This window comes from Polynucleobacter sp. 35-46-11 (genome assembly GCF_002281105.1).
In genome coordinates this window covers 18,156-28,217 of record NZ_NCFJ01000010.1, presented here as the reverse complement: position 1 = coordinate 28,217, position 10,062 = coordinate 18,156, and the positions used below count along the sequence as shown (strand labels likewise).

At 42.4% G+C, this 10,062-nt stretch carries 11 protein-coding genes and 1 pseudogene; 6 read left to right on the top strand and 6 right to left on the bottom strand.

The features are described 5' to 3' along the window. Positions 1–190 precede the first annotated feature (190 nt). The gene (locus tag B7Y67_RS02070; RefSeq protein ID WP_293597108.1) at positions 191–781 is read left to right on the top strand and encodes a hypothetical protein; all 591 of its coding nucleotides are present in this window, start codon (positions 191–193) and stop codon (positions 779–781) included. 2 nt (positions 782–783) lie between these two features. On the opposite strand, the gene B7Y67_RS02065 is transcribed toward B7Y67_RS02070, so the two are convergent. After that, the gene (locus tag B7Y67_RS02065) at positions 784–933 is read right to left on the bottom strand and encodes a hypothetical protein (protein ID WP_293597107.1); all 150 of its coding nucleotides are present in this window, start codon (positions 931–933) and stop codon (positions 784–786) included. A gap of 71 nt (positions 934–1,004) precedes the next feature. Beyond that, positions 1,005–1,448 (bottom strand): annotated as a pseudogene (locus B7Y67_RS02060) (DUF6641 family protein); the annotation flags it as partial. Positions 1,449–1,835: 387 nt separating this feature from the next. Here B7Y67_RS02060 and B7Y67_RS02055 point away from each other — a divergent pair. Both B7Y67_RS02055 and B7Y67_RS02050 read left to right on the top strand, forming a co-directional pair. Further along, entirely contained in the window at positions 1,836–2,285 is a 450-nt protein-coding gene (locus tag B7Y67_RS02055; RefSeq protein ID WP_293597106.1) for a hypothetical protein, read from the top strand. 319 nt (positions 2,286–2,604) lie between these two features. Continuing rightward, complete coding sequence (locus B7Y67_RS02050) at positions 2,605–3,171, top strand: site-specific integrase (RefSeq protein WP_293597105.1); 567 nt, start codon at positions 2,605–2,607, stop codon at positions 3,169–3,171. Here B7Y67_RS02050 and B7Y67_RS02045 read toward each other — a convergent pair. Beyond that, positions 3,163–4,140 carry a hypothetical protein gene (locus tag B7Y67_RS02045; RefSeq protein WP_293597104.1) on the bottom strand — a complete coding sequence of 326 codons (978 nt, stop codon included), beginning with the start codon at positions 4,138–4,140 and terminating at the stop codon, positions 3,163–3,165. The two genes, B7Y67_RS02050 and B7Y67_RS02045, sit on opposite strands and share 9 nt — an antisense overlap. Positions 4,141–4,327: 187 nt before the next feature. Here B7Y67_RS02045 and B7Y67_RS02040 point away from each other — a divergent pair, with 187 nt between their 5' ends. The 3 genes from B7Y67_RS02040 (at position 4,328) to B7Y67_RS02030 (ending at position 6,288) form a co-directional block, all read left to right on the top strand. After that, on the top strand, positions 4,328–5,131 hold the full coding sequence (locus B7Y67_RS02040) for a hypothetical protein (protein ID WP_293597103.1): 804 nt from the start codon (positions 4,328–4,330) through the stop codon (positions 5,129–5,131). Between the two features lie 63 nt (positions 5,132–5,194). After that, complete coding sequence (locus tag B7Y67_RS02035; protein ID WP_293597102.1) at positions 5,195–5,884, top strand: AAA family ATPase; 690 nt, start codon at positions 5,195–5,197, stop codon at positions 5,882–5,884. Between the two features lie 56 nt (positions 5,885–5,940). After that, a complete protein-coding gene (locus B7Y67_RS02030) occupies positions 5,941–6,288 on the top strand; it encodes a hypothetical protein (protein WP_293597101.1) in 348 nt (115 codons plus the stop codon). Here the strand turns inward: B7Y67_RS02030 and B7Y67_RS02025 are convergent. The 3 genes from B7Y67_RS02025 to B7Y67_RS02015 form a co-directional block, all read right to left on the bottom strand. Beyond that, positions 6,285–7,499 (bottom strand): tyrosine-type recombinase/integrase, encoded by a 1,215-nt coding sequence (locus tag B7Y67_RS02025; RefSeq protein ID WP_293597100.1) that lies wholly within the window; start codon positions 7,497–7,499, stop codon positions 6,285–6,287. The genes B7Y67_RS02030 and B7Y67_RS02025 overlap by 4 nt on opposite strands. A 62-nt stretch (positions 7,500–7,561) precedes the next feature. Then, positions 7,562–8,731, bottom strand: coding sequence for a DUF262 domain-containing protein (locus B7Y67_RS02020; RefSeq protein WP_293597099.1), 1,170 nt, complete (start codon positions 8,729–8,731; stop codon positions 7,562–7,564). An 8-nt stretch (positions 8,732–8,739) separates the two neighbouring features. Further along, positions 8,740–9,969 carry an adenine-specific methyltransferase EcoRI family protein gene (locus B7Y67_RS02015; RefSeq protein WP_293597098.1) on the bottom strand — a complete coding sequence of 410 codons (1,230 nt, stop codon included), beginning with the start codon at positions 9,967–9,969 and terminating at the stop codon, positions 8,740–8,742. Positions 9,970–10,062: the final 93 nt, after the last annotated feature.

The window sequence follows — 10,062 nt, the reverse complement described above, 5'->3', positions numbered from 1 at the left end:
GGGAATGGGCTTGCTAAATGGGCTGACTGTGGCTGACTCTGCTTGATTTTGCTTGGCTCTACGGTAGGTGCGGATGTTTTTATCCTGCGGGACGGTGCGCAACTGGCTGAGATATAGGAATCCTCTGTGCTATTGGGGGTTGGCTGGGATATAGTTTAGCCAAACACCCCTCTCCCGAAAGGATTCGGTTATGCGCGATGCAGTAAAAAACCTCATTACATTAATTGGTAACGAAAAAATTACTTGGCTAGCAAAAGAGATGCAAGAACGCCTTGAGCGCCAGCATGAGGAAAATGATGCCCTGTACGACTACACAAGTGTTGGAAAAGTGCTCTATGGCAGAGCAAATGATAAAGCAGAACTTGGTGAAGAGGAAATTGGCGCAGACTGGATTTGCTTAGCCGAAGAATTTGGTGAGGATGATCTTCGGTTTGAAACCTGTGGCAATCCGCCTTATAAATTTCAAGATTACATACTTAGCCATGCCGTCAAATTAGATCCAAATGTAATCATTGGGATGGTCTACGAGCATGAAAATGAGTACTTTATTGGCGCTAGGTATATTGCCTTTAAAGATGGTGCCATTTGTAGTAGTGAAGAGAGGCTAGATACCTATAACTACAGAGTAGTCAGCGAATATGAGCTTGAAGAAGTCGCCGAAGAGCTAAAAGAAAACGAGAGTGACGACGTTTTAATGTCTTTCGATGACTATTGGAGCATTCAGGAACAACAAAGCAAAATAGCCCTGAGCGACCTTAAGGATCTACTCAAAAATAAATAGCCTTATAAGGCTGCCAGCTGTTTCTGCCCTGCAGCAATCTTCTGCCTAGCTCGCTCAGCTTTCACTGCTTCTTGGGCACGCTTGACCTGCGCTTGCATAGCCTTAATTCGCTGTTGCTCTGGCGTTGGGGTTGTGACTTCTGTGATCTTCATTTGCCGCCCACATGAAATTTTTTCATGTAGATATTTAGCGTCCAGCGTCTAGTTGCTGGACGCTTATGCTTCTATCGCTTAAAACCGCTACGCAAACTAGCGCTAGCCGTTTCAATTTGAGCATCGAGCTCGCCAGCCTCTACTGCTGACTTAATGGACTCAAGTGCTTTAACTAGCTCAGGGCCACTAGCAACTTCAACGCTTGGCTTGCCTTTTGCAAGCTCAATAGTCCAACTTCCATATTTCACAGATACACAGACTTTGCCTTGCTCCGATTGGAACCACCAAGGCTTTAATCGCTTTGGCATTTCTACCTGCTTACGTAAACCTGTTTCTTTGTCTTTAATAGTTTTGAATTTTGTCACGACAAAGGGCGTCCCATCCATTTGGCTCTTAGCTAGCTGGATCTGCTCCCACAGCTTGCTAGAAAGCTTATTCCTGCGAATCACGATTGCAGGCATATGGGTTGGTTTTTTAACTGCTACGAGTTTTAAGTTACTTAATGCGCTCATTGTTTTCTCCTTGTTTGTTAATGGGCATAGTTAGTTTGTTTTCGATCATTAAGTTTGGTCGACCTCTTTTTGCGTTTATCCATAAATCACCTCATTTTTGCCAGGAAATTTAGGGGTTTTCTTTGTGCGGACTAAATACTTTTGCGAGTTGCATGGTTACAAAGTGTGGTCGCAAGAAATGAAAGTAGTCGCGTAATGAGTTAGTTGCAAAGGGGTTACTAGGGTGGCAAATGAGTAACTCTGACTTGCGACTGCACCTGCAACTTCTCTTTTGAGATCTGCAACTGAACTCCTTGCAACGATCTTTTGATCTCTACCCCCTCAGTAACCAGCACAACAGGTAACTGGCAACTTTGCGAGAACTCAATCAATTTGAATAAGGAGAACGATATGAGAGAAATAGCGGTTAGAGGTTTTATCAATGAAAAATTCAATACAACCTTTGGCAAGGGTCTATTTAGGCGGGCTGTCTTTAATGGATCAGTGGAATTACATAACCCAAATCAGAAATATCTAGTGGATTACTTTTCTTATCTAGAGTGGGAAGCTCAAGCAAAATCGGATAAGCAAATTGAAGCAACAAGTCAATTAACAAATTCAGGCATTGCTCAAGAAGACGACATGCTCTTTTCTTGGTTAGTTCATTACGACCCATTAACAAAGTCAAAAGAGCGAGCAGATGGCTATAGCGTGTATTCCCCAAGTACACGTGAGTTATTCATAAAAATCGATGATCCCTCAAATCAAACAATTGATGAATGGACTTTAAATGTTCATAACTGCAAATCAACGGGCGCAAATAAACCTGTGTTTATTGCTGCAAACGTTGATTTAACTTAACGCATTAACTACACCCCTCAAAAAACGCCTATACACAACGATCTTGTGACATCACAGCGTCTAGTTGCTGGACGCTACGCAAACCGCATACAAGCTGGATTTGAGGGGTTATTTACAGTCTGTCGTCTAAATCCCACGATCTTCATGGGAACCACGGTTTTACAGACTAAATACATGCTTAAAAAAGCACCAAAGAAAAGTGTAGTTTTCTTTAAGTCATTGATTTTAGGAAGGTCTATTTTGCCTAAATTTCGGTCGACCTTTTTCACAAAAGAAAACACACTTAAGCATGCTTTTTATTTAAATAAGGAACAACAAAATGGCTCAAGCAAAAACTTTTACCACTGCAGAACTTGATCAAGTATTGCGTTATGTCTCAACAAAAAAATACGCTCAGCGCGATCGTGCATTAATTCTTACTAGTTTTTGGTCTGGCATGCGGGTGGGCGAAATAGCTTCGCTCAAAATGGCAGATGTGGTTAATGAAGATGGCACGATTAAAAATGAAATTCGTTTAAGCGGAGCGCAAACTAAGGGCGGCCACCCAAGAACTGTATTCATTCCAGCCAAATTACAAGCAGAACTACAAAGCTATCTAACAACACGCTTTGCACGTTTACCGCACTTACCCTTCTTTCATAGCGCCAATCGCCTAGGATTTTCAGCAAACAGTCTATGTCAGTGGTTCTTTTGGGTTTATCGCGCTGCGGGAATTTCGGGGGCTAGCAGCCATTCAGGAAGAAGATCATTTTTGACCTCCCTCGCAAACAAGGGTATTGGCGTGCGAATACTTGCCAGCTTGGCTGGACATCGCTCCATCGCAGTAACGATGAAGTATCTCGATGCAAACGATGATATGAAGAGAAACGCAGTCGAGTTAATCTAGTAAGTCTGTTTTACCAGCAATAAAGTCAGGAAACTTTTGCCTGGTCTTGCTTCCAGGTAATTTCAGTTGATCTGTAAGTCTGTTTCGCCTTGCAATCTCATACTTTAAAGATACTGAGTATTCATCTTGTAGCCACATTTTCCATGATGATTGCGCATCATCAACCTTACCAATCGCAGCCAAATAATCTTGATGGTATTTTTCACCAAAAGGCATAAAGTCATCTGCGGCAATAATTTTGCTGCCATTGGGAAATGATCTGCGCTCTACATTAGCCAATGTAAATCGGGCTTTGTATAGATATCGACCTGTTAGGCTGTTCAGCTGATTGAACCTCTTATCTCTAGCTTCAACTCTTCTTTCCGAAGTTCTGACTTTCAAGTGTGGCGCCAGTTGTAATCTATCGCCAATTTGCCAAACCTTAATATCCTCATAAAGTAGTCGATATAAAAGTACCCAGTACTCCAGCTCAATCACACGTAATCGATACCTTTTTGTGTGTAACTTAAATGGTGCATTCGCTGTTGCTGTCACATCTAAGTCTCTACCATCATGCAGCACACTCAAGACTTCTCTAACTTGCTTGAGAATAGTTTCCTTACGAATAGTTAAAGGAATTTCTAAGTAAAAAGCCTTTTCTTTAAAAGGATGTTCATTTAGATTTTCCAGGTCCAATGTAATGACCTTGCCTGGACGTTTTGCTTCGGCAAATACATTCACACCCGTTTCTTCCCACCACCGTCGGAAGTTACTGGTTTTGAGATTTCCAGCCAACTCATAAGTCTTGGCCATTTGTGCATCAACCAATGCATGCCCCGTCTCTCTTGCAAACCAAAATACGGGGCTAAGGCGCAAATACTCCCACCACCAACGATAGATAGAGTCCTCTGCATCGTTAGCCAATACCTCAGCGTCTGATCGCGTAAAGCCCCGCAGGCCCTTATAAAACCGTGATTTTGTGCTTGTCATGGGTAATTTATAACACTTTGTTTAATAAACGTCCATTTAGTGTTACGACTGTTTTAATCCTTCATATCGTGATTCACATCACCGCTCTTTAACAAATGAAGTAATTCGCAAAACCCGTGTTTCACGATTGCTGCATTGCATTCCGCAGCGCAGCATTTTTAACGCCATTTCTTATACAGGAGGACATATGGCACAAGCAATCACAACAGCAAAACTAGCATTTCAACCAACAACGGTAAATCTCGCATATGCAAATGCGCTGATTTCTCAGTTAGACGGCCTAGTCAGCCAACGCAAACAGTGGGAATCTACTGACTACAAAAAGGCAAACGAGGGCTTGTATAGCCTGTTAGCAAATTGCTTAGAAGTCTTCAAAAGCAAATTCGTTGATGCTGACGATAGCGATAAAAAGACCCTACGCAACGACCTATCTGCTCGCTTGACTGCAGAAGGGGTTCGCGTTCAGCGTAACACCACAACACTCACTATGTTCGTGCGTTTTGTGTTTGGTAGCGATCGTAAGCGTGCGCATGGTTATACCTATGTGCTCAAAGCAGCAATTTCTTACGAGATCCCCGCAGCCAATTTGCCCAACTGGATTGTTGAGCAAGGGGGCATTGAAGAAGTTCGCAAACGCATGATTGTTTCAGAAGAAGCACTACAGCGTAAAGCGGACTTAGCCGTAGCACAAGCGCAAGTCAAAGCAAGCATCGAGCAAGCAACAGTAACGCCATTAGCAAAGTTGCCAATGCCAGGTGTCAGTGGGGAATATGCATTGCTCCTAGCCAAGCCAGATCCAGACGGCATGCTATCCATCGTTGGGGCAATCTCTGACATTAATGCTGCGTTCTATAACGCTTGCTTAATCAGAATGGCCCGTAGCAAAGCAGAAGCTAACGCAGAAAGCAAAGCCTTAAGCAAAGAAGCTTCTGACTTGCTTGCAAATAGCGCTATTGCAGCAAACGAAGAACGCTTACTAAAAGCAGCCTAAGTAGCAATCAAAGGGGTGGCACTCACTGTCACCCCACTTACCAATACCAATAAGGAGTCAAGAGTGAAAACTGCAGACAAATATAAACCCACCAATCTAGGCGAAGTGATTTACCCCAATGAGGCCGTCAGAATTCGCATCCAGGCATACATGTCAGGGCAACTTGAAGGTAATTTATTGCTCTGGGGCCCAAACGGGACAGGCAAAACCAGTGTTGCAGACTTATTGCCTCAATATATCAGCGGCAGCGATGCACAAATAGACACTGACTTTGAGTCAATCCTCAAAAGAAGTGACTTAGGTGGCTACATCGCAAACTCATGCAGCGTTGCTGATCTTTGTGGGCACAAGAAATACTTCATGGTATTTCATGAATTTGACAATGTAGCGTGCAATGTCAACGAACTTTGGACTGCTATGGACAAACATTCAGATAAGTTGATGGTGATCATTACCACCAACAATCCATTGAGCGTTCATAAAAGCTTGCGTTCACGCTGCGATGAGATTTCTTTCCCAGCGTTAACTGCCCGTCAAGTATTGCCCAGAGCTCAAAAATTACTAGGGGTAGAAGGGGTCAATCTTCCTGATGCGCAAGTATTGCACTACCTGGAACAAATCGAGCACTTTGGTGACTTACGAAAATATTTCGCCAAGCTTGATGAGATTCTTTTGCTCTCACGCATGGGCGCAATTCTTCCACCAACCCCAAGCACAAGCAACAAACCACGATTCAAGTTCTTAGTCGTCTAAAACAAGTCATTAAAAGAAATACCTCTAGCGTCTATTAACTAGACGCTAGAACAACCATGAAATCAATTAATTTAATAAAGGATTTAAAAATGAAAAACTTATCAAATAAAACTATTCCTCATACATCATCCAAAGCTCAGGTAAGCAAGTTACAACGTGTACAAGACGTTTTTGCAATTGAAGTTAAAAACGCCAAGTATCGTGGCGCTACCTTTAGCGGCATCATTGAATTAGTAAACGGCTCAGACAGTATCCGTAAATTTAAAGGGGCTTACCGTGCTAACGCCAAGCTAGCTTGGTTTGGTCAACAGCTTAAAAAACGCAATCCGTTTATTAATCTTGCTGGCGCCGAAGTAACGCTATTACCTTGCTATACAGGCAACGTTGTTACTTCTTTGGGTTAAGCCAACTTCTCAGCATTCATCATAGGGGTTAGCTTGCTGTAATGACGCTCAATCATGCCAACACTGGTGCCCATTTGCCTGGCTAATGTGTGTATATCAACACCGCTAGCTAGAGTAAATGTGGCATAAGTATGGCGCAGACTATACAGCGTTCTAGCTTGACCACTGCCATCTAAACGCATATTGCTGCGAACCATTAAGTTGCGAAAGATGTTTTCCATATTGCTAATTTGTTCACCCGTTGGCAAACGAAATATCAATCTATCAACCTTAGCCTCAATCACCGCATTTAATCCCGAATACGGCAACTCTTGCCACTTCAAAATTCCTTCCAAAACCTTGATCACTCTATTCTTAGCGATTAAATAGCGTGGGCCCGTCTTGCCTGACACCCAAATCCTCAAATATTTCTTATTACCAATCCAGTGCCATTGCAAATGCTTCCAGCGCAGAGGCAATGCTTCTGTTCCATGACGAACACCTGTATTGACTAAAAACTCGATATAGAAAGAGCATAGTGTTCGCATCATGGCCGTTCTGTCGGTATAAGAACTCTTTTGCCAAGTCTCCGTATAGCTTAGTAACTCCTTTATTTCTTCGGCAGTAAAAGCAGGGCGGGGCAGGCTACGCTTGCCTTTGCTATCTAATAGCGGCACTAACTGGTTATGCCCAATATATCCACGATCTCTAGCTAGGTTGATTACACGGATATAGGCGCTGGCGTGATTACGCTTAGTGCTCGCCATGGGAATCTTGCCCATCTCGCTAATTCGCCAACTCTCAAAATCACCCAGCATCTCTACTGTGATCTTGCCAACTTCATATTGCCCAAAGAATGGAATCAAATACTTGTTAATAGCAAAGGCGTAGTCACGATAAGCGCGTTTACCAGTCTTGTTGTGGGTGGCTTGTGCCATATTGGCAATTTCATCCAAAGCTACTTGCTTAAAGGTTTTAGTGACTGCCGATAAACCTGAGCCTATTTTGATTTTGACAGCTTCGTAAATGGCGATAGCTTGGGTTTCGGCTAGAGATACATCTTCTGTAGCAGTAGAGGCTGTATGCCATTGCCCACTGGGTAACTTGAAGCGGCATTGCCATTGACGACTATTGGCTCGCTTGAAGAGGGTTAGCTCACCCCTTAACAATGAGATTGTTTTACGCGAACTCAGGGTTGTATTGACTGGAAAGAGATATCGAAAGTTTTGCAAGTTGGGCGTCTAGTTACGGGACGCCTACAAGCTTAAATTCAGATTAGGGTTTGGGCGACCGCCTAGCGATTTCCCTTTGCCCGATTATGAGTCTTGCACAACATCTGACAATTTTCTATGTTTGTGCCACCACCCTTACTCCAAGCAGATACATGATCAGCGTCCATGTCTGAAAGTGCCCAGATCTTCTTTTTATTGGCATCATGCCCCATTACACAATGGGGACAGTTCGATTCATCTTTAGATTTAGCTTCGTCTGTCTGTAAGTGATAAACAGATTTTTTAGTGGCTTCATCAAAGACTCGAACTTCTAATAGTTTTGTATCAATTGAGCCGCCTAAAATAAATTCAAAGACTCCCTTTCGGTTCTTGATGTATGAATCACCATAAAGAGTTTTTACCTTATCGGAAATATCCGCGGGGTTATAAGAAGACTTGTGATAAGTCTCATAAAGCCGGCCCCACTCAACTCCTCGCATCTCACTTTCTACATCAATAAATACTGTTGAAACCCAATCAATTACAGTATTAAAGTAAGTCGATAGCTCCTTAATATTATCGTCATTACGATGGCGACTCATATAGTCACCGATATTCCCCTTGCTTACCCAGCCCAGTGCGCACTCCAAAAACTCCTGCCTAATAACGCTGCCTTTTATGTAAGCAGCCCATTTTTGAATATTAGCGTTTTGACTATTGCTGAACTCTTCTTTTGCACGAGTAATAAATTTACCTGAGTAAACAGCGTTTAATAACTCCTGCTCATTAAGTGGAACTCCAGCGATATTAATGGTTTTAAACCACTCTTTAATTTCGCTTTCCTGCCCCTCGCATTCATAAATTAATAATTTTGTAGCTTTAATTAACTCTTTCTTATCTTGAGCCAATCCGCTAAAGTACTGCTCCATCCCATTACTGTCCTTGATTGCAAACTTATTTGTAATGAACCTACCAATGCTCGTAATACGCTGCTGCCCATCTAGTACTTCAAGCTTGTTGTCAGCAATCTTATTAAAGTAAATCAGTCCCAATGGATATCCTTTAAGCATAGATTCAATAACAGCTGCCTCTCGCCTTCCACCCTCTTCCGCATATATGTAGTTTCTTTGGTATTCAGGCTGAATAGTAAGTTTGCCAGCGAGCCCAAATAAGCCCTTACCCTCAAGCTCGTTATAAATAAAACCGTCACAGATATCGCCTGCCGTGATATCTACCCTTAGAGTTGTTTTCATATTTCCCTTTAACGGTGCCTGATAAAAATTCTTTGGTATGCAGACTGAATAACTCGCCCCTCTTTATTGATGAAGTAGTTTTTCTTTCCATCATTTCCGACTAGATTGGCGTTCTCATTTGTCTTCCCACCTGAGGAACCAGTTCGCCTACCATCTTGACGAACCTCCCAATAATCATCATATTTTTTGATGTCAGGAACTGCGTCATGGCAGCCGCGTTGCGTTGCTCCTAGAATCTCAAATTGGTCGGGGTTATATTTGTCTAAAAAACTAATCGGTACACCCATAACACCCTCGTAGTCACTTGGAATAGAGTCTGTAAAAGGCACCTCTATTGCATCGTAATTATCATAAGTGTCATACTTTTTCTTACCTTTAATTTGTTTATGACGGCTAAACTTTAAATTCTCCGCCATAGTCATTAGGGGCAGCGGCCTATGGCGACGCCCATGGTCAAGATTTGTAAACCAACATGAATTACCAAGTCGAGTAAAGTCCCCAACATACCCCATACGAGCGGCTTTTTGCCTGTCGCTTTCGTTAATTTCTGAGCCGTTAGGAACTGCAAACACCATATCGTTTCCATTTCCGGTTGCACCAAGCCAAATCTTGTCCTCTTTAATAAGGGGGAAAATTTCTTTGTAGGTAATTGCATTCATATTCCCAATTATTGAGAATTGTTTTTTATAGTCCATTAGTTGTTTGACATACTCCCGAAATAAGCTGAATGGGGGGTTAGTCACTACGATATCCGCCTGCTTAAGCAGCTCAACACATTCAGGACTACGAAAGTCCCCATCGCCGTCTAGCGGTGTCCACTCATTTGCCTTATTTGCTTTTAACTGCTCAGCAACATCCATAAGATTAAATTCGCCATCGCCATTAACATCTTGAACTTTATTAATTATGAATTTATTAGCGGTAGCCTTAGGCCGCCCTTTTGAGTTTGGCTCCTCTTCATAACCCCCAAGTAGCTCCAACTGAGTATTTGCTACAGGCGATGGTTTGTAACTTGTAGTTATGAGCTGCTTAAGACCAAGTTTTTTAAAATTGAGTACGAAATATCGAAAAAAATTGCTCTCATAAGGATCATCGCAATTACAGTAGAGAACCTTGCCTTTGAACGCCTTTGGATCGTAATCTAAATAAGCCTCAACTTCCTTTTGAATATCTACATACTGCGTATAAAACTCGTCATTTTTTGCACGCTTGGCGTTTGTAAGGCTTTTATTTGCCATATTATCTAGATCTCCATTGCTTCTTAACTTTTATTGTACTAAGCGTCTACTCTCACCATTCTATATACAGGCCTTACGCCACACGCACACACA